General features: G+C 66.6%; 24 protein-coding genes and 2 pseudogenes. 16 read left to right on the top strand and 10 right to left on the bottom strand.

Going from position 1 to position 25,289, the window contains the following annotated elements:
- Together ACIPWY_RS11905 and ACIPWY_RS11900 are read left to right on the top strand one after the other, a co-directional pair.
- Nucleotides 1-2,778 carry an FtsX-like permease family protein gene (locus tag ACIPWY_RS11905; RefSeq protein WP_401532953.1) on the top strand — a complete coding sequence of 926 codons (2,778 nt, stop codon included), beginning with the start codon at nt 1-3 and terminating at the stop codon, nt 2,776-2,778.
- Nucleotides 2,779-2,875: 97 nt separating this feature from the next.
- The gene (locus tag ACIPWY_RS11900) at nt 2,876-3,829 is read left to right on the top strand and encodes an ABC transporter ATP-binding protein (RefSeq protein WP_362902392.1); all 954 of its coding nucleotides are present in this window, start codon (nt 2,876-2,878) and stop codon (nt 3,827-3,829) included.
- A gap of 59 nt (nt 3,830-3,888) precedes the next feature.
- Here ACIPWY_RS11900 and ACIPWY_RS11895 read toward each other — a convergent pair whose 3' ends face one another.
- The 5 genes and pseudogenes from ACIPWY_RS11895 to ACIPWY_RS11875 all read right to left on the bottom strand — a co-directional run bounded on the left by ACIPWY_RS11895 (nt 3,889) and on the right by ACIPWY_RS11875 (nt 8,284).
- A complete protein-coding gene (locus ACIPWY_RS11895; protein WP_362902390.1) occupies nt 3,889-4,560 on the bottom strand; it encodes a hypothetical protein in 672 nt (223 codons plus the stop codon).
- A complete protein-coding gene (locus ACIPWY_RS11890) occupies nt 4,557-4,997 on the bottom strand; it encodes a thioesterase family protein (protein ID WP_362902698.1) in 441 nt (146 codons plus the stop codon). Before ACIPWY_RS11890 ends, ACIPWY_RS11895 begins: the two co-directional genes overlap by 4 nt.
- Nucleotides 4,997-6,661: an energy-dependent translational throttle protein EttA gene (gene ettA, locus ACIPWY_RS11885; RefSeq protein ID WP_362902388.1), complete on the bottom strand. Its 1,665-nt coding sequence runs from the start codon at nt 6,659-6,661 to the stop codon at nt 4,997-4,999. Before ettA ends, ACIPWY_RS11890 begins: the two co-directional genes overlap by 1 nt.
- A 239-nt stretch (nt 6,662-6,900) precedes the next feature.
- Complete coding sequence (locus ACIPWY_RS11880) at nt 6,901-7,404, bottom strand: hypothetical protein (protein WP_393701870.1); 504 nt, start codon at nt 7,402-7,404, stop codon at nt 6,901-6,903.
- Between the two features lie 121 nt (nt 7,405-7,525).
- A pseudogene (locus ACIPWY_RS11875) lies at nt 7,526-8,284 on the bottom strand (GntR family transcriptional regulator).
- A 79-nt stretch (nt 8,285-8,363) separates the two neighbouring features.
- Here ACIPWY_RS11875 and ACIPWY_RS11870 point away from each other — a divergent pair.
- Nucleotides 8,364-8,645 carry a hypothetical protein gene (locus tag ACIPWY_RS11870; protein ID WP_393701866.1) on the top strand — a complete coding sequence of 94 codons (282 nt, stop codon included), beginning with the start codon at nt 8,364-8,366 and terminating at the stop codon, nt 8,643-8,645.
- A gap of 522 nt (nt 8,646-9,167) precedes the next feature.
- The gene (locus ACIPWY_RS11865; RefSeq protein WP_393701864.1) at nt 9,168-9,911 is read left to right on the top strand and encodes a GntR family transcriptional regulator; all 744 of its coding nucleotides are present in this window, start codon (nt 9,168-9,170) and stop codon (nt 9,909-9,911) included.
- A gap of 794 nt (nt 9,912-10,705) precedes the next feature.
- Here ACIPWY_RS11865 and ACIPWY_RS11860 read toward each other — a convergent pair.
- On the bottom strand, nt 10,706-13,048 hold the full coding sequence (locus tag ACIPWY_RS11860) for a tetratricopeptide repeat protein (protein WP_393701860.1): 2,343 nt from the start codon (nt 13,046-13,048) through the stop codon (nt 10,706-10,708).
- Entirely contained in the window at nt 13,045-13,464 is a 420-nt protein-coding gene (locus tag ACIPWY_RS11855; RefSeq protein ID WP_393701858.1) for a hypothetical protein, read from the bottom strand. Before ACIPWY_RS11855 ends, ACIPWY_RS11860 begins: the two co-directional genes overlap by 4 nt.
- Before the next feature lie 329 nt (nt 13,465-13,793).
- On the opposite strand from ACIPWY_RS11855, the gene ACIPWY_RS11850 reads away from it, so the two are divergent.
- The 3 genes from ACIPWY_RS11850 to ACIPWY_RS11840 all read left to right on the top strand — a co-directional run bounded on the left by ACIPWY_RS11850 (nt 13,794) and on the right by ACIPWY_RS11840 (nt 16,944).
- Nucleotides 13,794-14,015 (top strand): hypothetical protein, encoded by a 222-nt coding sequence (locus tag ACIPWY_RS11850; RefSeq protein ID WP_393701856.1) that lies wholly within the window; start codon nt 13,794-13,796, stop codon nt 14,013-14,015.
- 606 nt (nt 14,016-14,621) lie between these two features.
- Entirely contained in the window at nt 14,622-15,752 is a 1,131-nt protein-coding gene (locus ACIPWY_RS11845) for a hypothetical protein (RefSeq protein WP_393701854.1), read from the top strand.
- Nucleotides 15,753-15,852: 100 nt separating this feature from the next.
- Nucleotides 15,853-16,944 carry a toll/interleukin-1 receptor domain-containing protein gene (locus tag ACIPWY_RS11840; protein ID WP_351986463.1) on the top strand — a complete coding sequence of 364 codons (1,092 nt, stop codon included), beginning with the start codon at nt 15,853-15,855 and terminating at the stop codon, nt 16,942-16,944.
- A gap of 106 nt (nt 16,945-17,050) precedes the next feature.
- Here the strand turns inward: ACIPWY_RS11840 and ACIPWY_RS11835 are convergent, their stop codons facing one another.
- The 3 genes from ACIPWY_RS11835 to ACIPWY_RS11825 form a co-directional block, all read right to left on the bottom strand.
- Complete coding sequence (locus ACIPWY_RS11835; RefSeq protein WP_393701852.1) at nt 17,051-17,665, bottom strand: TIR domain-containing protein; 615 nt, start codon at nt 17,663-17,665, stop codon at nt 17,051-17,053.
- Nucleotides 17,662-18,612, bottom strand: a complete 951-nt coding sequence (locus ACIPWY_RS11830) for a DUF4231 domain-containing protein (protein WP_393701850.1) — start codon at nt 18,610-18,612, stop codon at nt 17,662-17,664. Before ACIPWY_RS11830 ends, ACIPWY_RS11835 begins: the two co-directional genes overlap by 4 nt.
- A 380-nt stretch (nt 18,613-18,992) precedes the next feature.
- Nucleotides 18,993-19,460: an NUDIX hydrolase gene (locus tag ACIPWY_RS11825; RefSeq protein WP_266670122.1), complete on the bottom strand. Its 468-nt coding sequence runs from the start codon at nt 19,458-19,460 to the stop codon at nt 18,993-18,995.
- A gap of 18 nt (nt 19,461-19,478) precedes the next feature.
- Between ACIPWY_RS11825 and ACIPWY_RS11820 the strand changes: the two genes are divergently transcribed.
- The 9 genes and pseudogenes from ACIPWY_RS11820 to repSA all read left to right on the top strand — a co-directional run bounded on the left by ACIPWY_RS11820 (nt 19,479) and on the right by repSA (nt 25,287).
- A complete protein-coding gene (locus tag ACIPWY_RS11820) occupies nt 19,479-20,258 on the top strand; it encodes a GntR family transcriptional regulator (RefSeq protein ID WP_393701848.1) in 780 nt (259 codons plus the stop codon).
- 139 nt (nt 20,259-20,397) lie between these two features.
- Nucleotides 20,398-20,745 carry a hypothetical protein gene (locus ACIPWY_RS11815; protein WP_393701846.1) on the top strand — a complete coding sequence of 116 codons (348 nt, stop codon included), beginning with the start codon at nt 20,398-20,400 and terminating at the stop codon, nt 20,743-20,745.
- A gap of 18 nt (nt 20,746-20,763) precedes the next feature.
- Nucleotides 20,764-22,131, top strand: a pseudogene (locus ACIPWY_RS11810) (FtsK/SpoIIIE domain-containing protein).
- Between the two features lie 80 nt (nt 22,132-22,211).
- Complete coding sequence (locus tag ACIPWY_RS11805; RefSeq protein WP_266670130.1) at nt 22,212-22,397, top strand: hypothetical protein; 186 nt, start codon at nt 22,212-22,214, stop codon at nt 22,395-22,397.
- 3 nt (nt 22,398-22,400) lie between these two features.
- Nucleotides 22,401-23,078: a DUF2637 domain-containing protein gene (locus tag ACIPWY_RS11800; protein WP_393702037.1), complete on the top strand. Its 678-nt coding sequence runs from the start codon at nt 22,401-22,403 to the stop codon at nt 23,076-23,078.
- 18 nt (nt 23,079-23,096) lie between these two features.
- Complete coding sequence (locus ACIPWY_RS11795; RefSeq protein WP_393701844.1) at nt 23,097-23,288, top strand: mobile element transfer protein; 192 nt, start codon at nt 23,097-23,099, stop codon at nt 23,286-23,288.
- 10 nt (nt 23,289-23,298) lie between these two features.
- Nucleotides 23,299-23,439 (top strand): hypothetical protein, encoded by a 141-nt coding sequence (locus ACIPWY_RS11790; protein ID WP_393701842.1) that lies wholly within the window; start codon nt 23,299-23,301, stop codon nt 23,437-23,439.
- Nucleotides 23,440-23,465: 26 nt separating this feature from the next.
- Nucleotides 23,466-23,780 carry a SpdD-like protein gene (locus ACIPWY_RS11785; RefSeq protein WP_393701840.1) on the top strand — a complete coding sequence of 105 codons (315 nt, stop codon included), beginning with the start codon at nt 23,466-23,468 and terminating at the stop codon, nt 23,778-23,780.
- A gap of 133 nt (nt 23,781-23,913) precedes the next feature.
- A complete protein-coding gene (gene repSA / locus ACIPWY_RS11780; RefSeq protein ID WP_401533086.1) occupies nt 23,914-25,287 on the top strand; it encodes a replication initiator protein RepSA in 1,374 nt (457 codons plus the stop codon).
- Nucleotides 25,288-25,289: the final 2 nt, after the last annotated feature.

The raw sequence follows: 25,289 nt of genomic DNA, 5'->3' as shown, positions 1-25,289 counted from the left end.
ATGACGCCACCGACCGTCGCCCCCTGGGTGCGCACCCGCCTGCGCACCGCTCCCGGCGCCGCCTGCGCGCTCGCCCTCCTGGTCGCCCTCACCTCCTGCCTGGCCGCCGTGTTCCCACGGGCCGTCCAGGACTACGAGGACGCGGGCCTGCGCCACGCGGTCTCGGCCGCGGCACCCCAGCGCACCGTCCTCTCACTCACCACCGCGCAGCCCGGCATCGAACAGGAGGCGGGCGCGCGGAACGAGATGATGCGCTCCAAGTCCATGAGCGCCGCGTACGAGGGCATCGTCAGCTCCCTGAAGGCGCCACTCGCCGTGGACAAGGCGCAGTCCTCGTACGGGCTGCGCACCACCGTGCAGCTGGAGGCCACCGACCCGTGGCTGCCGCAGCCCGACGGGGTGGCCGCCAAGTTCACCCTCTCCGCGCAGAGCGGTCTCGCCCGGCACAGCACGGTGGCGGCGGGGCGGCTGCCGCGCGCGACGGGCAAGGTCACCTGGGAGACGGACGAGGTGGAGGGCGCGGTGACGGCCGCGACCGCCAAGGCGCTGCGCATCGGGCCCGGTTCGGTGATCCATGTGCCCGCCCTGATGAGCGGCGTCGTGTCCGTGCGCATCACCGGTGTCCTGAAGGTCCGGGACCCCGAGGCGTCGTACTGGGCGGCCAATTCGGTCCTCTCCGTGCCCTCGCTGCGGCAGACCGACGGGAAGCCCCCCAAGAAGTTCTGGCTCGGCGGGCTCCTTCTCGCGCCCGACGCCGCGCCCGCGCTGCTGGGCACGGCCGGCGACCCCGAGCAGTTCTGGCAGCTCGCGCCCGACCTGGGCTCCCTCGACGCGCGCACCATGCCCGCCCTCAAGTCCGCTGTCGCCTACACGAGGGACGGCCCGGGTCTGCTCGCGGTGCGCGGGGCCACGGGCGGCGAAACCGAGGTCGCCACCGGCCTCGACGAGTTCATCACCGGCTACCAGGACCTGCGGTCCCGCATCGGCCCGGTCGTCTCCGTCGCCGCGTACGGCACCGGCACGGTCGCCTGCATCGTGCTCCTGATGGCGGGGGGTCTGGCCGCCGAGCGGCGCCGCTCCGAGTTCACCGTCCTGCGCTCGCGCGGCGGTTCGGTGCGCGGGCTCACCGGGCGGCTGCTCGCCGAGACTGCGGTCGTGGCGGTGCCCGCGGGCGCGGCCGGACTCGCGCTCGCGCTGGTCGCCGTCCCGCACGGCAGCCCGCGGCCCGCCGTGCTCGCGGCCGCCGCGGTCGTCCTGCTCACCTGCCTCGCGCTGCCCCTGCGGGCCGCCGCCGCGCACCGCCGCGTCCAGGTGGGCGGCACGCGCGACGACCTCGCCCACGCGCGCCCCTCGCGCCGCCGCACCGTCGCCGAACTCACCCTGCTCGTCCTGGCCGTCGCGTCCATCGTGGCGCTGCGCCGCCGGGGCACGGGCGACGGCGGGAACAGCCTGGTCGCGCTCGCGCCGGTGCTGGTCGGTGTCGTCGCCGCGTTCGTCCTCGTGCGCGTGTATCCGCTGCCGCTGCGCTGGCTGGCCCGCCCCGCCGGGCGGCTGCGCGGCGTCGTCGGCTATCTGTCGCTCGCGAGGACGGGCCGCGCGACGGCCGGTGCCGGTACGGCGGTACTCCCCCTGCTCGCCCTGCTCACGGCGCTGACGACGGCCGCGTTCGGCGGTTCGGTCCTCGCGGGCATCGACCACGAGCGGGACCGGGCCGCGGTCCTCGCGACCGGCGCGGACGCCGTCGTCGAGTCGGGCTCCGCGCTGCCCGGCGCACTCGCCGGGCAGGTCCGGAAGATGCCCGGGGTGCGGGACGTGTCGCCGCTCACCCTGCGGTACGACGCGGAGCCGAAGGACGGCCGGCGCAAGGTGCCGCTCGCGGTCGTGGACACGCCGTCGTACGCGCGCCTGGCCGCCCGTACGGACCTCGGACCGTTCCCCGCCGGCGCCCTGACGACGGACGCCGCGCGGCCCGGCACCGCCGCGTCCCCGCTGCCCGTACTCGCCTCCCCCTCGATGCGGGACCTCTTCGGGACCGGCCCGTTCACGCTGTGGATGGACGGCGAGGACATCGTGCTGCGCGTCTCGGCGGTCCGTACGATCACGCCCGCGCTGTCCGACGACTTCCTCGTGGTCGACAGGACGGCCCTGGGCCGCCGGGTCGGCGTCGGCCAGGAGGCCAACAAGGACATCGCGTACCGCTACCTCCCCACCTCCCTCCTCGTCACCGGCGAGCACATCGACGGGCCCGCCCTGCGCGAGGCCGCGGGCCGCGAGGTGTCGGTGCGGCTGCGCGCCACCGAACGCGCCCGGTACGTCGACTCGCCCCTCCAGACCGGCGCCGCCCGCGTCTACTCGGCGGCCGTCGTCATCGGCGCGGGCTACGCGGCCCTGACCCTGCTCCTCGCCCTTGCGCGCGCCGCCCCCGAACGCACCGCGCTCCTCGCGCGCCTGCGCACCATGGGCCTCACCCGCCGCCAGGCCCGCCGCCTCCTCGTCCTCGAAGCACTCCCCCAGGCCGTACTCGCCGCGGCGGGCGGCGCCCTCACCGGGTGGGCCGCGATCCGGCTCCTCGCACCGGGACTCGACCTGACGGGCCTGGCCCTGGCGCGGGACGACGACGGGGGCCCGGTGGTGGCGCAGCTGCGCACCGACGCCCTGTCGCTCCTGCTGCCCGCGCTGTGCGTCGTCCTGCTCGCCACTGCGGTGGCGGCCGGCCAGGCCTGGTGGACCGGACGGCGGGGATTCGTACGGGAGTTGAGAGCGGGGGAAGCGTCATGAACCGATGGGGGCAGCGGGCGTACGACTACGCCGTCACGACAGCAACAGGATCAGCCAAGGCGAGGGCCGAAGCCGAAGGGACACCGGGAGAGACCTCATGACCACCACCGACCCCACACTCGCCGATCTCGAACGGCGCGCCGCAAGCCGCCGCGACCAGCCCGCGTACGGCCACGACGCCTTGATCACCTGCGACCGGCTGGTGCGGATCTTCTCTACCGACGGCGTCGAGGTGCAGGCGCTCCAGGGGCTCGATCTCCTGGTGCGCGAGGGCGAGTTGATGGCTCTGGTCGGCGCGTCGGGGAGCGGCAAGTCGACGCTGATGAACATCCTCGCGGGGCTCGACGAGCCGACGGCGGGAGCGGCCAAGGTCGCGGGCTGCGACCTGCTCACGATGGGCGCGAAGGAACGCCTGCGCTATCGCAGGGACATCGTCGGCTTCGTCTGGCAGCAGACGGCCCGCAATCTGCTCCCTTACCTGACGGCAGCTCAGAACGTGGCGCTCCCCATGCAGTTGAAGGGCGGCACCAAGCGGTCCCACAAGTCCCGGCGGGCCGTGGAACTCCTCGACCTGCTGGGGGTCGGCGACTGCCGCGACCGGCGTCCGCAGGCGCTGTCGGGCGGCCAGCAGCAGCGCGTCGCCATCGCGGTGGCACTCGCCAACGAGCCGTCGGTCCTGCTCGCCGACGAACCGACCGGCGAACTGGACTCCCACACCGGCGAGCAGATCTTCGCCGCGTTCCGCACGGCGAACGAGGAGCTGGGCACGACCATCGTGATCGTCACGCACGACCAGACCGTCGCCTCCGAGGTCCGCCGCACCGTCGCCATCCGCGACGGCCGCACCTCGACGGAGGTCCTGCGCCGCACGGAGGTCGACGCGGCGACGGGCCAGGAGTCCCTGATCTCGCGGGAGTACGCGATGCTCGACCGCGCGGGCCGGCTCCAGCTCCCCGCGGACCACACGCGGGCGCTGGGAATGCGGGACAGGGTGCTTTTGGAGCTGGAGGAGGACCACATCGGGGTATGGCCGGACGACACGCGCGACTGACCCCGCCCGTATACCTCGCTGTGGGCGGCTGGCGCCACAGCCCAGGTACCGAGTGCCGTCTACAGAGGCGTAAGGGCCAGTCCCCCGACCCCACCCCGACGCAGCGCGACAGACCCATAGGCCGTACGCAAGCGCACCCACGCCCCACAGCTCAACAGATCAAGCGCGTCGCCGCGAAGAAACCCAAGAGACTGGGCCGCGTGAGCGGCCCGAACCGGCACCCCGGTGTCACCGATGGACCGCGACCAGATCTCCCGCCCGATCCGATCCAGCTCGGCGCGAGAGCGCGCGTCGGGAGCCAACTCCTCGACACGCGCCTTGAACTCGGCGACAGCGGCCCGTACGAGTCCGCGTACGACGTCGGCATCCGGGAAGCCGGGAACCAGTTCCCAGCCGCCGCGAGGGGGCAGGACACCGGCCCACGGAGGGCCGGTCACCGCGGCGGGCACGCGCGCGGTCCCGGCCGGCTCGTCGATCGACTCCAGCAGCTCACCGGCCGACACGGTCACGTCCAGCGAGCTGTCGAGCCCGTACTCGTACGGCTTGAGGAGGCGCGCCGTGCGGATCGCGAGGACCTCGAACGACGGCGGCCGCCCGAAGACGGCAAGGGCCTGTCCGCCCGCCTGGAGCCGCACGGCGGCGGCCCGGTCGTAGTGCACGAGCCGGCCGAGGAAGGCGGCGAGATCCGCCCCTTCCCCGGCGTCGGCGAAGTGCAGCACGGGTGCCGTCATGCGGCCAGCGCCCCCGAGCCGCTGTCGGCGCTGTCGTCCATGTACTCCTTGAGGTAAGCCTTCTCCTCGGCGGTGATCCGCCGGGGCCGCTGGGCCTCCAGGTTGAACGGCACGACCACGGTCGAGGCCCGCACGTAGAGCTGGTCCTCGTCCTTGATCTCGTACGCGATCGTGAGCGACGCGGCACCGATCTTCGTCACCCACGACTCGATGGTGACCGGCGTGTGCCGGTGCACCAGCGGGCGTACGTAGTCGATCTCGTGGCGGGCCACGACGGACCCGCCGGAGAACGACGGCGACCCGTCCCCGGGCGCCAGCTGGAACATGAAGTCGATCCGCGCTTCTTCCAAGTACCGTACGAAGACAGCGTTGTTGACATGCCCGAAGGCATCCATGTCCGACCAGCGCAGGGGGCAGGCGTAGATGTGACGCACGATCAGCCTCGCGTCAGCTTCTTGTACGTGGCCCGGTGCGGGCGCGCGGCGTCCGCGCCGAGGCGCTCGATCTTGTTCTTCTCGTACGACTCGAAGTTGCCCTCGAACCAGTACCACTTGGAGTCACCCTCGTAGGCGAGGATGTGCGTGGCGACGCGGTCCAGGAACCAGCGGTCGTGGGAGATGACCACGGCCGCACCCGGGAACTCGAGCAGCGCGTTCTCCAGCGACGACAGGGTCTCGACGTCGAGGTCGTTCGTCGGCTCGTCGAGGAGCAGCAGGTTGCCGCCCTCCTTGAGCGTCAGGGCGAGGTTGAGGCGGTTGCGCTCGCCGCCGGACAGGACGCCGGCCGGCTTCTGCTGGTCCGGGCCCTTGAAGCCGAAGGCGCTGACGTACGCGCGCGACGGCATCTCGACCTGGCCGACGTTGATGTAGTCGAGCTCGTCCGACACGACGGCCCAGAGGGTCTTCTTCGCGTCGATGTTGGCGCGGCTCTGGTCGACGTAGGAGATCTTGACCGTGTCCCCGACCTTGATCGAGCCGTTGTCCGGCGTCTCCAGGCCCTGGATCATCTTGAACAGCGTGGTCTTGCCCGCGCCGTTCGGACCGATGACGCCGACGATGCCGTTGCGCGGCAGCGTGAACGACAGGTCGTCGATGAGGACCTTGTCACCGAAGGCCTTGGAAAGGTTCTGGACCTCGACGACGATGCTGCCCAGGCGCGGGCCCGGCGGGATCTGGATCTCCTCGAAGTCCAGCTTCCGCATCTTGTCCGCCTCGGCGGCCATCTCCTCGTAGCGGGCGAGACGGGCCTTGGACTTGGTCTGGCGCCCCTTGGCGTTGGACCGCACCCACTCGAGCTCTTCCTTGAGCCGCTTGGCGCGCTTCTCGTCCTTGCGGCCCTCGACCTTGAGGCGCGTGGCCTTCTTGTCGAGGTACGTCGAGTAGTTGCCCTCGTAGGGGAGCGCGCGGCCGCGGTCCAGCTCGAGGATCCACTCGGCGACGTTGTTGAGGAAGTACCGGTCGTGGGTCACGGCGACCACGGCGCCCGCGTACTTGGAGAGGTGCTGCTCCAGCCAGTTCACCGACTCGGCGTCGAGGTGGTTGGTGGGCTCGTCGAGGAGGAGCAGGTCGGGGGCCTCGATGAGGAGCTTGCAGAGCGCCACACGGCGCTTCTCGCCACCGGAGAGGTTGTTGACCGGCCAGTCGCCGGGCGGGCAGCCCAGGGCGTCCATGGCCTGCTCGAGCTGTGCGTCCAGGTCCCAGGCGTTGGCGTGGTCCAGGTCCTCCTGGAGCTTGCCCATCTCCTCGAGGAGGGCGTCCGAGTAGTCGGTCGCCATGAGCTCCGCGACCTCGTTGAAGCGGTTGAGCTTCTTCATGGTGTCGGCGGCGCCGTCCTGCACGTTCTCCAGGACCGTCTTCGACTCGTCGAGGTGCGGCTCCTGCATGAGGATGCCGACGCTGAACCCGGGCGAGAGGTAGGCCTCACCGTTCGACGGCTGCTCGAGGCCCGCCATGATCTTCAGCACCGTGGACTTACCGGCACCGTTGGGGCCCACGACACCGATCTTCGCGCCGGGCAGGAAGTTCAGGGTGACATCATCCAGAATCACCTTGTCGCCGTGCGCCTTGCGCGTCTTGCGCATGGTGTAGATGAACTCAGCCAAGAGAAACCGTCCGGCAATCGATGTGTGGGCAGATACACCCCATCTTGCCTGACGTCCATCCCTGGATGGAAACCCGTATGCGCCTGAGGCCCTGAACTGGGCGTTCGACCCCAGTCCGTCACAGCAGAGCCGTCACTGTTGGTCGCCATTGGTCACCCTCGGGCAACCTCGCACGGCCCAGGGACGGCCCGGGATCGCCGGAGACGTCGCAGCGGAAACAGGTGTGGGCCTTACGTGAGCTACTTCCATACGTGCACGACCGGGGCTCCTTCCAGCGGGAGGCGGTCGCGGTACCACTCCGATTCCAACCACTCCTCGATCACGAAGAGCGGTCGCGACAAAAGCGCTTCCCCAACCCGCTGAGCCCTCAGAAGCAGCCCAAGATCAGTCAGAGCGAGGGAGTCATCGGACGTGTACAGCAAGCAGTTCCCGTACTCGGCAGCGTGGTCCAGGAGAAGCTGGTGCGCCTGCTCGGGGTCATGGCCGTCCAGCGCCCGGCCTGCGAGGAAGGCCTGAGGGCCGAGGACCGCATCCAACGCCACGCACGCCAGCCTGCCCTCGCAGTAGAAGACCTTCACTCCGTCGGCGAAGTTCTCCTGCTCGTACGGGCCGCCTACCTGTTCCTGCGGGGCGGAGACCCCGAGCGCGACTGCGACGTCGGCCGAACTCATCCCGAACCGCAAGGGCCCCACACCGACCTCGGGCGCCCACTCCCAGCGCTCCCGTTCACCGTCCGCCGCCATGGCCCCCGCCTCCCCCGGGGATGGCTCACAGCCATCCCCCATTTCACCCCGGACCTTGGTGCCCGCTCAGGGCTCAAAAAGCCAGCCGAGGAACTCAGTCACGCCGGCGCTGCTTCGGACCCTAGTGAGGGTTGACCGGAATCTCGTAAACGATCTCGCACATGGCGGCAGGCACGACGATGTCAGCCGTCTCTACTGGCCGCCCTTGGTCGCTGTAGTACGTCCGCCGAATGTGGGTCACCAGAGCGGACTTCTGGATACCGAGAAGTGAAGCCTCCTCTGCGCTTGCCTGCCTCGGCTCCAGCTACTCGACGGCATGGCTCACGGTGACGCCGATCTGCGCCATCCGGTTCACGACTCCCACACCGGCATGGGGCCCACCTTCGGGGAGAACGACGAGCGTCCCCTCGGTGAGGTCGTACGGTTCCCAACTCGTGGACAGCTGCACAGGCCTTCCGTCGGCGAGGAACTCATACACGGTGCGGACGCAGAGGTCACCCTCAGCGATGCCGAGTCGTCCCGCGATTTCGGCGGACGCCGGCACCTTGGCTTCGGTACGGCTCTCCCAGTCGCCTTGTTTGCCCGCGGCCTTCATGTCCGCACGGAACGGCGACCCGCTGGGCTGCTCACGCGCCGAGGATCGGACCACGCGCACACGCTGACGGGGTGCGGCGACATACGTCCCGGATCCCGCACGGCCTTCCAGTACGCCCTGGGAGATCAGCAACTCCTGGGCCCGGCGGATCACGTTCTCACCGACGCCGCACTCTTCGGCGATCTGGGCGCGGGAGGGAAGCCGGTCCCCCGGCACCCATTCCTGGTCCGCGATCCGACGTCGGAGCACGTCAGCGATGCGGAGGTACGGCGGCTGCTCAGACATATGGAAAATCTAGTCCACTAGCTCTAATCTAGTTAACTAGCTTGACCGAGAGTAATTGACGAGTGACGGGGGCGGAGCTGTGTCTGCTGCTTCGGGTGCAGGCGCCGAAGACATCGCCGCCCGACTGACCGCGCTCGGACTCACTCCCCGCGTGACGGAGCACGCCCGTCACCTGGTGATCGAAGCGGAGGTACCGGATTCGCTCCCCGCCGAGAAGTGGCGGGTGGCCCTGGAAGCAATGGCGGAGGCCGACCGATTCGGGCTCCTGGCCAACAGCCTCAACGGCCGCACGTTATGGGCCGCCGTACATACAGAGGCCCCCGCGACGGGTGAGGTCCGGGGGCCTGGCAGTCAGCGATAGGAGCTGATCAGCGTGTTCAACCGTAGCTGCAGTACCGGGCACCACGCCGATGCTTGGCGTATCCCGCCTTTGGCATTCGTCGTACTGGCAGGGACCTTCTGATGCCGCCCGGCCAGCCCCCTGGCATCACGCACGGAGCGACCGTTCCCTACAGGTCGACCGCGTGCTGGATCGGCACCCACGGTGCGTGTGCTGAGCCCTTCCCCGCCGCCCCCGTGATCGACGCACCTCTGATCTACGAGACGTGCAGTTGTGGTTGCCATTCGATGACCGATGGAGGCAGTGTGCAGGAGGTGCCCCAATGAGGGGGTGGGCGCCCGGCGGCGTGGTGGCTGCACCTGTCGAGATCACGATGGCAAGCGTCCGGCGCGGTGACGTCATCGAGGTCGGAGGCAGTCCACACCGCGTAGCCGATCTGGTTCAACTCCCCGGAGGAGCCAAACAACTCCGGTTCGAGTCTGGGGACCTCCTGACCATGCACTCGCGGACTCGGCTGATCGCCCTCCGAGTGCTGGGAAGGCGGTGACTGACACCGTGCCCTCCCGTCGCCAAGTCATCGCCGACGACATGCGAAGTCAGATCACGACTGGCCAGCTCAAAGCAGGCGAACGCCTCCCGTCCGAGACAAGACTCGCCTCCCGGTACGGGGTGAGTACGTCGACGCTGCGCAACGCTCTGGCACTCCTCCAGAGCGAAGGCCTCATCGAGAAGACCCAAGGCAAGGGGAACTTCGTCGCCCTCACGTCCCGCCGTCTCACGTACGTCGGCGGGGGTCTAAAACCCCTTGCGGCCAGCCCAATCGACTCGGTACTTCGGGTGACCGTCCACACCACTCACCTCCAGGCGCAAGGACATCTGATCCCTCTTCTGCGGGTGCCGGCCAACACCGAACTCACTCAGTTCCTCTGCGTTCGCAATGAGGGGACCTCCCCACACAGCCTTGCCCGGATCTACGTGCCGCGCGATCTGCAGGAGAAGAACCTGCCCTGTGAGCCGCGTTCGTGCGCGAACTTCGAGGCGAGACTGGCGGCTCCCTGCCCACCACTGGCAGAGATCCGAGAACGCCTGGCAGCACGCCTGCCGACGCCCGAGGAAGTGGAAATCCTCCAGATCAGTTCCACCCTCGCCGTCCTCGACATCACTCGCGTAGCGATCGACGGAACAGGTCGCGTGGTCGAGGCAGCACTCCTGGTCCTCCCCAGCCACCGCACAGACGCGTACTTCATCACCCACCCCGTGCCCGAAGAAAGGAAGAGGGAACGATGACGTCACCCAACGAACTGCGGCTCCTCCCATGGTCGGACCCTGAGGGCAGGGCCTGCTACCTGAGCACCGACGACGCCAATGGCTACCTGTCCCGCCTAGCCGACAACACAGAAGCCATCCAGCTGGGGATGGCTGCCGAACTTCTGGAACAGGCATCAGACCTACTCGCCGCGGAGAAGGTGGCATCGGGCGACTTGCGCGCCGTGGCGAGGGACCTCGCGGGGGCTCTGAGGACAACTCTCAGAGTTGCTGCAAGTCGGGGCCAGCGCTTGCCGCAGCCGGACTCCGCCGACCCAGAACGAGGCGATGAGGGCCCCAGACTGCCGGCATCGGCGTTCGTCTAGCCAACCCACGCACGGACGACGGAGAGCATCGGGAACAGCCCGGGCTCTCCGTCAACTGCTGTCTTGACCCACCGGTCGGCGAAGAAGCCGCCGACCAAGTGCTTAGAAAGCGCATGGGTGTTCACGCCAGCTGGGCTATGTGACCTTCACGATCAGCCCGAAGACGCCGCCGATCTGGCTCATTTCGACACGCATTCGACAGCGTCAACGGTTCGCCTCACCGCAGGCTTTGGACCGCTCAGTCCTCGTCGTCACTCGAGTCCGAAACAACCCGACGGACCCATCGGAGCCAATGTGCCTCCTCCATGGGGACAGCGCGAGGGACGATACAGGCGTGACCACCGCATTTAGCAGTTCGGCCGGTCGGGTCCTGCAGAACTTCGACGACGGAAGCCGCACGCCGGGTGCTCCTTCCTCCCACTCCCAGCCGGGCTGGCCGCAGTCAGCGATTCACGATGAGGCTGCCTTTTGCGCAGCGGCACACCGCACAGTGGTGGGGTGTTTGGGGCCGAGGATGCGGAGTGCGTCGGCGTAGGCTCTTTCCGCGAGGGGGGACGCTTCTTCGGTGTCACCACGCAACGCCAGACAGTGGGCCAGATGCCCGCTCGCCCCAATAGTCCAAGGGTGCTCAGCACCCAAGTGCGCGGTGCGAATGTCGATCGTTCTCCTGAACTCGACGATCGCCTTTTCTTGATCACCGTGTGCCCAGGCCGCGAGTGCAAGATTGTGCCGAGCTGCAGCGGTCCGAGGATGGTCAGGGCCGAAATGGACAACGTGAGCGTCAAAAGCTGTCTGTGCTCGCTCCCACACCAGGTCCCAACTAAGCGCCTGCGCTTCGACATCCGCAACGGCATTCGCCTTTGGGGTCGTGATGCTTGCACGCCACGGGCTCTCTGGGGTCCGGGCTACTTGGGCCTGCCACATAGCCGCCGCACTGACCAGGAGGGCACTCGCGGTGACCTCGTCGCTACGCTCACCGTGAAGATTCGGTACCAAGTTCGCCACCTGCCGAGCGAGGCGGAGCGACACTCCGTAGTTTCCCATTAGGTATTGGTTATCCACTTGCAGAACCAACGTCTCCACGGTGTCAGCGTGCGTCGGTCCCAGGACGCGTTGCCTGATTTCGCCAGCCCGATGGAGGAGCCGTATAGCTTCAGCGTTCCGGTCGCTCTTGCCATAGCACAGCGACAACTGAACACATGCGTCGGCCTGGAGCAGCGGCGCTTCCTCTGCCCGTGCCGTCGCCGCATCCAGCGCCCTCTTGAGTACGGGCTCCGCTCCAGCGAAGTCCCCGCTCAGGTGAATGATCTCCCCCAATGCGATGACGTCAGCAACTGCCACGACGTCCTCGGCTGCTTTTCCCCTTGAGAGAGCCCTAACTACTTCTGCAGCGAAGGGGAGAGCGTCCGCCGATCGCCCCGCGGCGTCGTAGGTCTCTCGTACTCGGCGTGCGGCGTCCAGCACTCTGCTAGAGCTGACGTTGTTCTCCAGCAGCGCGAGGAGATGCGGCTCCACCAATCGCGCCGTGCTCGCGTCTCCGCCGTGGAGTACGGCCCGGTTTACCAGTATGGCGGCTGCCCCATACAGCTCTGGTCGCTGCTCTTCAGGTACGCCCGCCGCGATCGTTTCCAGCAAGAGACCGTGCACTGTCACGCACCGTATTCGCCGTCCGCCAACACCACCGGGTATTTCGATGAGGTCGACTAGTGATGCCGACAGCAGGCCGTTCAGTCCTGCTTCGATGCGCTCCGCCGCAAGCCCGGGTACGTCCACAGTCATTACTGCCGACGGGGCCAGCAACGCCACAGGCACCGGAGCATGTCCCCAGCACGCCAACAATCGCAATACGGCCATTGCTTCGGGCAGGCCCCGCTGAGTCAAGGCGTCGAGCGAGAGCTGCCAGGTGCGACTCAGCCGCTCCCGGGCCCCGCTCTCCAGGCCCGCGCCTCGGTCCAGCAGGGCAACAGGATCCTCGCCTAGCCGTTCCAGGTATTCCTCGACCGTCCAGTTTTCGAGTAGCTGTTGGGAGAGGAACCCACCGGCCAAGGTCAGCGCCAGCGGATGGCACCCCAACCGCTGCGCCAATCGCACCGTTGCTTCGGGCTGGTGGTCTCCGGGTGCCAGGTCGTGAAGCAGCTGCGCTGCTTCCAGAGCTGGCAGTACATCTACCCGATGCATCCTTGCCCTCACCCCGGTCCAGGCGGGATCGGCGGCCTGCCGGGAGGTCACCAACACCGTCCCCCGGGGAGAGTCGCGTAGCCATCCATCTCGCAGGGGTCGCGGGTCGTCCGCGTTGTCCAGTACCAGCAGCCATGGCTCCGGGGAGACATCGAGCCGCTGCCACACCAGATCGGCTGCGGCCCGCCGACCTTCCTGCGCGGCCCGTACCTCCTCCGGTGACGCCCCTCGGTCCGCAGCCACCGCCAGCATGCCGGCGCGAAGCTGTGACTCGGTCGAAGCATCCACCCACAACGCCACTCGGGATAGGGCTGCCTGATCGAACAACCACCGAGCAACGGCGGTCTTCCCGCACCCACCGAACCCGTGCAGCACGTGCACCCCGCCACCAGCGCCCAGCGCTGCCAGGAGCTCCTCACGCAGCTCCTCCCTGTCGCGCAGCGCCGCACGCAACGGCGCCGAAAGCGCCACCCTCACCGAGGCAGGGCCGATAGCCGACGCTGACGTGTCCGGCGCGCCATGGTGGTGATGTTCGGTGATTTGAATGTCTCGCTCGGACTGGAAGATTCGCCCCTGCCCATAAGCCGCGGCACGCAGCGAAGCATCCTCACTCATGCACCCTCCACCCCGCTGATGCGCATGTCGCGGCCGGATTGGTAAACCCGCGCCTGTCCGGAGGCGGTGGCATGCTGCGTCACCGCAGGCACCGCAACATCATCTGGAGCCAGTTCAGCGAGCATGGCCCGCAGATCTTCGGTCAGCTCGGGATGGGCGGCGAGCAGCCGCCGGATCCGGCCCTGCCACTCCGCCCTGACCTCAGCTTCGGCCTCCCGGTCGCCTTCGGCCTGAGCGGCGAGCAGCTCATCTCGGGTCGCACCGAGTTCGTCGGCGATGGCCGGCGCTCTGTCGGGCCGGACGCGCTGCCACAGCGAGACGAGCCCGTCCCTGATGCTGTGCCAGGTGTCAGTTGCCAGCAGAGTGACGAGTGTTGTTCCTGCGGTGCCCGCTAACGCAGCGATCTCCGGTTCCATGTCTGTCCCCCTCCATAACACATCGTGAACAGCCTCACCTTAGGACAGGCGCCCTGAACCGAACACTGGTTGATCAGCCGGCTACGGAGTGTCGTGTGCGCGTGCTCCGTCCTCGGATCTACAGGCTCCTGCTCAAGTCTCGTTGCGCCATGAGCTTGGGAATCACTGATCGCTTGAGAGCGATTGAGGCGCCGACCTGGGGAAACGGCCCCATCTAGAGTGAGTTGAGTAGTGTCTGAGCGGCTCGTGGTGACCGCTTTTGACCGGTCATTCTGGTGCCAATCGGGTGCGCTACGGTTCGTCCTCGACGGGCCTGGGAGGGGTCGGTCGTGGACCTCGTGGAACTGATGGAGTGGTTGGCCGAGCGAGGATGCTCGGTGGTCTTCAAGGCTGATGGTGAGCGCGGACAGGGGCACCGCTGGATGGTGATCGTCTCCGGCGGCGCTCTGGGGGCGGAAGCGTTCTTCAGGACTGACCTGTCGTCCGCCGAGGCGTGCGTCGAAGCCACACTCGAGCACTTGGCGAGCCGGCAGATTTCACCCTTCACCTGAGCTTGGGAGGGTGGAGCGCTGCCCTGTAAGGGCGGCTGTGATCTGCGACCAGGATGCCCAGGTCGCTCCGGCTGCAGAGCCAGCCCAGCTCACCTGCACATCTCGACTGTGGCGACCCGCCGTTGACCGTGGTTGACCGCGCTACGTGGCACGCCTGTGGCATGCGCAGAGGGGCTACAGGCTAGATGGCACTTGGCGCAACCCCTGCACCCCTGTTGTCCGGCCACGCGACTTAGGTCAACGAGGCCCAGCCGAACCGTAGTTATGGAAAAATCAGGCACAGGCTCTTGAGCCAAGAAACGACTTGATGGGCGTTGCCAAGCGGTTCTCAGGAAGAAGCACCCATGAGAAATAACAACCGCGCCATGCTGCGGAACACTGCCGACCGTGTGCCGAAGTAAACCCTCGCCACGGCGGTTCATTCGGCAGTACCTGGCCGCGTATTAAGAAATGAGCACGCGGATGACCGTTGACCAAAGTGCACGCGGCGCGGACTTAGTCCCGTCACTCTTGGCAGCTGGCCTAGTCCCGCGTGACGTTCGGAGAGACATACGCTGCGCTCTCTGCGTCGGATTCATCGCCATGGGGTCCCTCACCTGCGGGCCCGTGTGTCTGTTCCTCGGCTTCCAGCATGGCGCGCAGTGGTCCTATGTCCTGTTGGGGGTTGCCTTCTGCGTGTTTGGTGGCTTTCAGCGTTACGACGCTCGGCGGTTTCACCTGCGCGCCCGTCGAGGCATGGTGCCGGCCGATACATCCTTCGACAGCTATCCCACCGGGCAGTACGTCCTCTACCTACGCGCCTTTGACAAGGACACGGACTTTGGTAGGACCGCACCGCTAAGCGATTGGCGCCAGTGGTGGTCTCTTGGAAACTTTTTGGGGTACGCCGATGCAGATCGCGCATTCCGGACAATCGAGGAACGCAACGTCGCCGAACTGAGCCGATTCGGGCCGGTCGTCGCGGTCGGCCGTCCTGGCGAGGACAAGCCGTTCCTAGGAGCCAACCGCGTCTACGTCACGAACCACAATTGGAAATCCGTGGTCACCGATGCCATAAAGAACGCCAGGCTGGTCGTTATGGTGGCGGCTATCGGCTCCGACCGCAAACGGTACGAGGGCACCTTGTGGGAGTACACAGAGATTTTGCGGCTGATGCCGCCCCAGCAAGTCCTGCTCTTGATGCAAGATAACCCTGACGAGTACGAGAACTTTCGCCGTGAAGCCACCCGTCGTTTCCATAAGCAGGCCAAAAAGAGAGGCTGGCGGACGGCTTCGACGGCACCCAACCGAGCGCCGGAGCTTCCTCCAACTCTGCAGCGCTCACTGCGGGTCGGGAGGCACGGTGATTGGCCGCTGCGTGGGCTGATCCGATTTGACGAGGACTGGACCGCCCGGCTATCCCTGCCTGAGGCCGCCGGAAGCCCCTACAGGGGGACACACCGCGCGCGAGCCCGTCGATCTTTTCGCGCGCAGATCGTCCCGGAACTCGACGCGATGGAGGTTACCCTTCCCGGTACTGCCCAGACGGGACGCCGAGGCGTGTTCCGCGCAGGGTTCCATTCGTTCCTGCTGTTTTCTGCGACGTTGATTGTCGGGTGGTGGTGGTTCACCGACGCACCGCTCACCCTCAAGATCGCCGGGATAACGGCGACGATTGGTAGCTCCGTTGGGATTGTTCGCTTGAGCTTGACCCTGAACCGGGGATACCAACTGCTCGATTCACGGGTTGCCGGCTGAAGGTCGGAGGCTCGGCTCGAGGATACTTAGTGCCAGTAGAGGCTATGAGCATCCATCGCGCCCAGGATGTCCATCGGGGGCGATCTCGGAAAGGGTTCTTATGGGGAAGCGTCCAGCACCCAGATCGGAAGAAGAAGTTGTCGAGGCTTACGATCACGGCCGTCGGGACTTCAGAGATATTAAGCTGATCGACGCGGACTTCTCGGGAGTGAACCTGCGTGGCGCATCCTTCATTGGAGCGTCTCTGAAAGGCGCCAATTTCACACACGCCTATCTGACCCATACACAATTTAAGGCTGCAGATCTGGAGCAGGCAAATTTCAGTCACGCCGCCTTCAATGCTACGGATTTGATCGGCGCTTCCTTCGTTCGAGCCATTATGTTCCGGACCGATCTAACAGGTGCAGCACTAAATCGCGCAGACCTTACCGGAGCAGATCTGCGACATGCCAATCTAGGAAATGCGCGAGTCACGGATGCTGCACTGAAGGGCGCTACGTGTGAGGGAATTCACCTGAGTAGTACAAACCTTGGCGACACGGACGTGAGCATACTATGTGACACGAAAAAGATAGATCACGGCGGACCGTCGAACATTGACGCTCGGACAGTAATGAAGTCCTACAGGCATCCGGGGCTCAAGCGATTCATGCGCGCTTGTGGCGTTCCTCCCCTATTTTCAGAATACATGATTGATTGCGCTCGGGCTCTGGGTGAGTCACTAATAAGGAGCCTCATGCAAACCACCTTTATAAGCTACGGTGGACCTGACGAAGGATTCGCAAGAGAAATATACGAGGCCCTTAGAGAGCATGGGGTGGTCGCATTCTTCTTCCCGGAGTCAGCTACCATCGGTGAACGGATTGACAGCGAAATATATCGTCGCCTAGCCGAGCATGATCGGGTCATCCTGGTTTGCTCAGAAGCATCACTGAATCGCCCTGGAGTTCTGCATGAGATTCAGGAGACCTTCGATCGAGAGTCGCGTGACGGCGGGGCAACGTACCTTCTGCCGATCATGCTGGACGATTATGTTATGAATGGCTGGAAGAAGGTACATCCAGTACTTGCCGAGAGGGTGGGTCGCCGAGTAGTCGGTGATTTCCGAGGAGCGACTCGCAGTCGCGGCGATTTTGATTCCGCAGTCGGGCGGTTGATAGACGCGCTTAAGACTAATCGTCCGGCCGTCTAGAGGGCGGGGCAGGCCCGACTTGTAGCCAGTGCGCCTCGAGCACAATCAGGGGGCAGTTCGATGTCACCACTCGAACCGCCCCCTGCCTCACCGGACATGGCACCAGTCACGGACAATAAGAATTAATCTTCTTCCGTGCGCGACTATTGCGGATAAGTCGCTCCCTGGTCTGCCGCCCGTCAAAAGCGTCTTGAATCCAGCTTTGCACCGTTGAGCCACTGTTTGGGTACGCGTAATATCTTGCGTACCCAACATCTTTCCCGTTCTCCCTAATTACGTTGTCATTCACCCTGGAGGGAAGAGCCCCGCCAGCATTTTTACCCGAAGGCAACTGAATGGCCATCAACCCATTTAGGCGATTGACCTTATCCTTGCGCAAAGAGCTATAAATCTCCCAATCAACGAACTTCCTAGCCCAGGTACACTTCCCGACCATGACTATCGTGACAGTAGAATTGGCAAGGTACTTGCTCCGGATTCGGTCCATGATGTAGTCATTGTCTTCGCTCTCGATTACGGGATCGTCCTCTGATACGCCGATGGCCCGCGGAATGAAGTAGTCGCCAAATGACTCGACGAAGGCGAGTACTTCTTCCGCATCCACTGCGTGATAGCTAAGGAAGCATTTATGGCGAACGGATGAGTCTGCCTTGTACTCAAGCTGGCGTGAGATCTCGGTCAGACGAGCCTGGGCTATCCTATTGTGGTAGTCGAGATTCATTCGTTCCTCCTAGCAGCTCTGAGCCCTACTCTGCGAGCCAACCACATGGTATGTTCTCGACTAATAGCTTGCTCAGCTGAAATTACATAGTCTGACCACTTATCTTGGTCCGAGATACTTTCACCCGTCGCTCGCACGAATCCCAGCTCAGCTGCAGTTAGCGCATAAGCTGAGGACAGGTTGTCGTATTGCTTAACCTCCAGCCAAGCACCCCCGGCGGCGATGGCGGCAGCGATGACACCTTCCATGTCAATTGGCGAGATATCTAGCAGAGCGACGACGGTTGCAATGATTCCGAATATTTCGAGCGAGATTAGCGTGAATCGCCAATGCTTCGAGTTTTGCTCATTCTCTTTGGCCTTTTTCTCATACCACGCCTGCTGATCTGATACACGAAATTCTAGATAGGTTGCCTTGCGAGAGGTTAGTTCCAAGTCCCTAACCTGGCGCATTCTCGACGTGACTTGGGTAACGCCGACAGAGAGTCCAGGTAGGTTTGGGGACGCCTCTCTGAAAAGATCCTGAATCCGGGCCAACAAGACTTCTTCGGCCCTGTCGGTTGAGAGACCCATCGGGAACGGTTCCGCTATCGCCATGTATCGCCAAGCAAGCGTTTTAACGGACTCTGCTACCGCTCGTCCGTGATACCAGCGCTCTTCAGGCCTGTCTCGCAAGAGATGAATTTCTAGCATCAGCGCGATGATAAAGGAAACTAGGGCCACACTCACGAAGAGCTTCTCGACCCAGGTTCCATCTTTGCTGCTAGCTGTAATGATGCCGGCAGCAGCTGCTGTAACGGCCAACTGGAGTCGTCCGCGAGTCCAGCGCAGGTACTCTTTCTGCGACTGCTTTGAAATTTCGTCAGCCGACTTGAAGATACCTGGCAACTCGTCTTCGGTGAGAGGGATTTGTAGTAGCGACACATGGTCCCCGTTCTGGCGGCACAACTTGCGATCACAGGTTAACGCCTCCTGTGCATGACTGGGCCTGGCGTGAAGAAGTAGAGGGCGGTGGAACGGCTTTGGGCTGGAGCTGCTTCGGGGCGAGTGATCATGGCCCCTTAAGCTTCCGGCGAGTCGGGCAGTCTGTGGACCTGCCCGGTAAAGCACGACGTTGGGGCCGTGATCTTAGAGGCTCGCCCCAAAGTGGCTGCCTAAAGCCGTGGAGCCGGCCGCCCCAGCCACAGAGGGTGTCTCCCACTTCATGCCCGCAGCTCGCTAGCGCGCCGCCGGGCGCGGCCAGCCGGGGCGCAGACAGGAGGCAGGCCGCGCCGCAGAGGCGGCGCGCGCCCGCGCCGTGCGCGGGCCTTGATGAAGTAGGGAAGGTTCTATCGCGCCGGGGTCAGGTGCTTGCCGTCATGGCTCCGCACATGAGGGCCGGCACCATCGAGGGCGTCCAGGAGCCGGATCGAGTAGACCTCCGCCATGTACTGCGTGACCTCGTCGGGGGTCAGCCACTCAACGGCCGTCGACTCACTCGACGTTCGCTCGATGCCGCCCGCGGGCTTGCAGCGGAATACCAGGGCTACGACGCCTCGGGTCGTGTTCTTGTAGACCCCGGTCAGCTCGTCCACCTCTACGTGGATGCCGGTCTCTTCCCAGACCTCGCGGCGTACGCCTGCCTCGGGAGTCTCTTCGAGTTCGAGTACACCGCCAGGCAGTTCCCAGTGCCCGTTGTCCGCACGGCGGATCGCCAGCAGTCGGCCATCGTCGCGGACCACCACTCCGGCTACGGACACGGAGTGCAGTGGCGTTGACTGGCCTTCCTTGGCGCTGTTACTCATGTACAGGAGCATAGGAGGAAGAGAAGGACTATGGGAACTGCAGCAGGAGAGGGGAGGGCCGTACCTCGGTACGTGCAGATCGCTGAAGACATCGTTCAGCAGATCAGGGGCGGAGTCCTCAAGCCCGGAGACATGGTGCCGAGTGAGTCGGAGCTGGTCGACCGCTACGAGGTCTCAGGCGGCACGATTCGTAAGGCCATGGTCGAGGTGCGGGCCAGTGGGCTCGTGGAGACCCGGCACGGCAAGGGCTCGATGGTGAAGGACCGGCCACCGGTGCGGCATCGCTCCTCGGATCGCTTCCGCCGCTCGCACCGCCAGAGCGGCAAGGCTGCCTACCTCGCCGAGTCCGCCCAGTCCGGCGCCACTGCCAAGGTCAGTGTTCTCTACATCGGGCCGATGGAGGCCCCGGAGGATGCGGCCGAGCGGCTCGGGGTTTCGGCCGGCACTCAGGTCCTCGCGCGTCGCCGCCTCTACTTCCGCAACGGCACTCCGGTCGAGACCGCTTCCTCCTACCTTCCGTGGGACGTGGTGAAGGACATCCCCGAGCTGTTCGCCGAGAACCCCGGCGGCGGTGGCATCTACGCCCGACTTGAAGACCATGGACACGAGTTCGCCGAGTTCGTCGAGACGCTGCAAGCGCGGCCGGCCTCCAAGGCAGAGGCGTCCGAACTGGCGCTGAGCCCCGGTGCGCCAGTGGTCCATCTGATCCGTGAGGCCCGTACGACCGAAGGTCGCGTGGTCGAGGTGTGCGACACCCTCATGGCCGCTGACCAGTTCGTTTTCGAGTACCGGATCCCCGCCGCCGACTGACGCGCGCTCAACTCCTTGCAGCCCGCCGTGACTTATCCGTCGCGGCGGGTTGACTCATGTATAGGAGTGATGCACTCTTCTTCATGTCACTCATGTATATGAGTGACGGAGTTCAACCTCTACATAGGAGTGATCCTCTGTGCGTCAGATTCCCGTCGACACCTCCTCCGCCACCGTGATGGTCGCCAAGACCCCGCAGACCAAGATCAAGGACCGCCGGACCGGTGAGATCGCCCTGGATGCCGAGACCGGCGGCAAGTTGATGACCGTGGACGTGATGTTCGCGGCCAACGACGAGGTGGAGATCCTGTCCGTCACCGTCCCCGAGACCGGCGTCTCCGACGAGCTGACCATGGGTACCCCGGTCGCGCTCACCGGCCTGATCGCTCGCCCGTGGGAGAACGAGTTCAACGGCCAGAAGCGGCACGGCATCGCCTTCCGTGCCGTCGCCGTCACCTCGCTGGTCGCTGGTCGCCGGTGCGGCTAAGGCCAAGGCGGCCTGAACATGGGCGAGTTCATCGTCATCATGCTCGTGGTGGTGACCGTCGCCGCAGGTCTTCTGCGGTGGCGGCGCCCCGCCTGGTACTGGCTCTGCTTCGGCGCCGTACTCGCCTCGGTGCGGCTCCTGGTCCGCTACACCTCCGTGATGGAGGCCTGCGGCCTCACGGTCCCGCCCTCGCGCTAGCGCCTCGCATTCGCCCGAATGGCCAACCGGCCCGTACCGGAGTCGCGTTCGCCGCGCATCCAGCGCCTGCGTCCCACCCGGACCGGCCTCGTCTTACGGCTCAAGCTCCGCCCCGGACAGGACGCCTTCGACTTCTCCGCCGCCACCGACCGTCTGCGCCACTCCTTTGCGATGTACGGCGTCAGTTCTCGCGAACTCCGATCCGGCGTGGTCGAGTTGAGGATGACCGGCTATGACGTCCTCCAGCGGGTCCAGATGCCTGCCCCCAAGGCCTCCGCGAGCACGTCACCGCTCCGCGTTCCGGTCGCCCTGCGCGAGGACGGAGCGATCCACTACCGCGACTACCGCGCCGTTCCGCATGGCCTGACCCACGGCGCCACTGAGTCCGGCAAGTCCGTCTACCAGCGCAATCTCGTCTGCGGCCTGGCCCCGCTCGACGTCGCTCTGGTCGGCATCGACTGCAAACAGGGCGTCGAACTCTTCCCGCTCGCCCGCCGTTTCTCGGCCCTGGCCGACAACCCTGACACCGCGCTCGACCTCCTCGAAGCCCTCGTCGTCCACATGGCCGACGTCTACCAGCTCATACGCGCCGAACAGCGCGTCAGCGTCGCCGTCCCGGACGCGGAGATCGCCGCCGACATCTGGGACCTGCCCGCCGACCTGCGCCCAACCCCGGTCGTCGTCCTGGTCGACGAGGTCGCCGAACTCGCCCTCTTCGCCAGCAAGGACGAGGAGAAGCGCCGCGACCGCATCATCACCGCCCTGGTCCGCCTCGCCCAGCTCGGCCGCGCGGCCGGCATCTATCTGGAGATCTGCGGCCAGCGCTTCGGCTCCGAACTCGGCAAGGGCATCACGATGCTCCGTGCCCAGCTCACCGGCCGTACCGCGCACCGCGTCAACGACGAGACCAGCGCCAACATGGCCTTCGGCGACATCTCCCCGGACGCCGTGATCGCCGCCATCCAGATCTCGCCCGACACCCCCGGCATCGCCGTCGCCGGTGACTCGACCGGCGGCTGGGCCCGCATCCGCGCCCCGCACACCTCGCTGCGCGACGCCGTGAACCTCTGCAACGCCCACGCCGACCGCGCCCCGGACCTTCCAGCGCTCGCCGCCTTCCGGCCCGCCGTCGCCGCGTCCTCCCCGACCACCGTGCCGCTCACCAAGGCCACCCCGGTCACGGCCTGACCTCTCCCCGCTCCACGGTCGGCGCGACCGCCCCGCGCCACGTCCCTACCCCGCCCATGCCAAAAACAGGAGGCCAACCCATGGACGCCAACGAGGACTTCGCCCGCACCGCCGCCCTCCTCGGCGCACTGGACCTCTACGAGCGGCGCTACGAGACCGACTCCGCGTTCGTCGAAGTCCTCGCCCCCGCGCTCGCCCTGTCCCTCCCGATCGGAGTCCTGCCGCCCATGCCGCACCGCGACGGCAACGACCCCACGGAGGACTGACCCCTGACGGCCCGAACCGCGCTCCGCCCGGACGCCGTCCTCGTCCAGGCCGTCATCGCCGGAGCCCTCTCCTTCGCCCACCTCCACGACCTGGCCGCCGCTGCCGGACAAGACGGCTGGAAGGCATGGGCCTACCCGGTCAGCGTCGATCTGCTCCTGGTCGCCGCCTGGCGCCGACTCCGCGCCGACCGCCGATCCCGGCTCGCCTGGTGCTGGTTCGCCGTCGCGCTGTTCGCCTCACTCGGCGCCAACGTCGCCACCGCCGGACTGCTCGACGTCGAGCACCCGCCCGCCTGGCTCCGGATCGGCGTCGCCGGATGGCCCGCGATCGCCTTCCTCGGCGGCACGCTCCTCGCCCACACCACCACACCGATACCGACCGCGCCGGTCCCGCCGGCACCCACGGCCGCCCCGGAACCCGAACCCGAGATCCAGGAGCCGACACCTCCGACCCCCGAGGCCGTCGAGCCCCCGGCCCGCGAGGAAGCCCCAGCTCTCCCGGCCGCCGCCGAACTCGCGGATCCCGCCCCCGCCGTCCCGGCCGCCCTCGTCGCCCATGCCCGCAAGGTCGCCGATGACCACCAGACCCGTACCGGTACCGCGATCGACACCGACACCCTGCGCGCCCGCCTCGGCGTCCCGCCCCAGCTGGCCGACGCCATCGCCGCTCAACTCACCTGACCTGAAAGGAGAACCACCGTGCGCGCTCACGACCACTTCCACTCGGTGCTGCAGATCGGCCCGGTCCAGATCGGCACCCACCGCGACCGTCACGGCCGCACCAAGCACGCCGCCGTGTGCACGGCCGACCGCTGTGGCTGGTCCTCGGACTACTCCAGCCAGTCCGCCGCCCAGCTCGCCGCCCGCACCCACCGCTGCAAGGTCCGCTGAGGAGATAGCCATGGACGTCCCGCTCTGGTTCTTCGTCGCCTGCGTCGGCGTGGTCGGCATCAAGCTCATCCGCCCGCCCTGGTGGCTCGTCGCCCTCCTGCTCCTCGGCGGCTACCTCCTCGCCCCGGCCATCGACACCGCCGTCAAGTAACCGCCCGCCGAAAGGAGAACGCCCCGATGCTGCGCCCCAAGGTCCCGACCATGCCCGTCCCGACCGGCCAGATCACCCCGCCCGCCGTCGTCGAGCCGACTGCCATCACGCCATCCGCCCCGGTGGCCGCGCCGACCGCCGCGCCGACCTCGAACCGCCCCACGATTCAGCTCACGTCCGGCGGACTGATCACGCTCGTCGTCGGCGGCACGACCGTCGTCCTGGTCCTGGGCGCCGTCCTGGTCTCGCTGCTCCTCGCGGTCGCCATCACCGCCGGATCAACCGCCATCACCGCGCTCGTCATCCGCTCGCTCATGAACAGCGACACCAAGCGCCGCTAACCGGCCCCCGGGCGGCCTGATACCGCCAAGCATCCACCGCCCGGGAGTCGTGCCCCCACCGATCCAAGAACCGGAAGGAACCACCAGCATGGCCCACCGGACCCGCTCCCCGCACGGGCACGAGAGGGCTCCCGTGCCCGACGCCCTGCTCGACCCGATCACCCTCGGCGACCTGCTGAGGGTGGCTTCGGCCTCCGACTTCGACCGCTGGCAGGACCAGATCCGCCGCACCGGTGGCTGCTCCGACCCCATCCATCTCACCGGCTGGACCCTCACCAAGGACAAGACCACCGGCGAGACTCTGCACCACTACTCCACCGAAACCGAACCCGGCGGCCGCCTCCGCCTCGCCTGCGGCAACCGCCGCGCCTCCCGCTGCCCCTCCTGCGCCTGGACCTACGCGGGCGACACCTACCACCTCATCCGAGCGGGCCTCGCCGGAGACGACAACCGCGACGTCCCCTCCACGGTCCGCGACCACCCCCGCATCTTCGCGACCCTCACCGCCCCGTCCTTCGGCCCGGTCCACAACCGCCCCGACCGAGGCGTCTGCCGCTGCGGGACTCACCACGTCTCGGACGACCCGACCCTGGGCACGGCCCTCGACCCGACGACGTACGACTACGCCGCCGCCGTCCTCTTCAACAACCACGCAGGCGACCTGTGGATGCGCTTCACGACCCGCCTCCGCCGCGAGATCGCCGCCCGCGCCGGCCTTTCCCAACGAGAGCTGAAGGAGTCGGCCCGGCTCTCGTACGGCAAGGTCGCCGAGTTCCAAAAGCGCGGTGCCCTGCACTTCCATGCCGTGATCCGCATCGACGGCCCGGAAGGACCCGAGACGCCGCCGCCGTCCTGGGCCACGGTCACGCTCCTCACCGACGCGATCCACGCAGCCGCAGCCCACAGCTACACGTCCGTGTCCGTCCCGGCCGCCGACGACCAACCGGCCCGCACCTTCCGCTGGGGCACCCAACTCGACGTACGCCCCGTCAAAGCCTTCGGCGACGGCTCCGACATCACCGAACAGGCCGTCGCCTCCTACGTCGCCAAGTACGCCACCAAGGCCGCCGAGAACACCGGCACCCTCGACCGCCGCATCGGCGAACTCGCCGAACTCGACCGCCACCAGATCCCCGACCACACCCGCCGCCTGATCGAAGCCTGCAAGACACTCGACCCGCTCTACCCGGACCGGCGCCTCTGGGCCTGGGCTCACATGCTCGGCTTCCGGGGCCACTTCTCCTCGAAGTCCCGCCGCTACTCGACCACCCTCGGCGAACTCCGCCAGGCCCGCGCCGACTTCCGCGCCGCCCAAGAACGCGAAGCCCTCGGCACGCCCGACTTCGAGCCGGATACCGTCCTCGTCCTGGCCGACTGGCAGTACGCCGGCCACGGCCACACCCCCGGCGAATCCGCCCTCGCCGCCACCATCGCCCGCGACCTACAGCACAACCGCGAAACCGCCCGGGAAGAACTTCGAGCAGCCCCCGGCGAGAGGGAGTGGTGACC

The organism is Streptomyces sp. NPDC090032, assembly GCF_044748025.1.
GTDB lineage: Bacteria > Actinomycetota > Actinomycetes > Streptomycetales > Streptomycetaceae > Streptomyces.
Note: the sequence above shows the minus strand (reverse complement) of the source record. Positions and strands in the feature narration are given on the sequence as shown.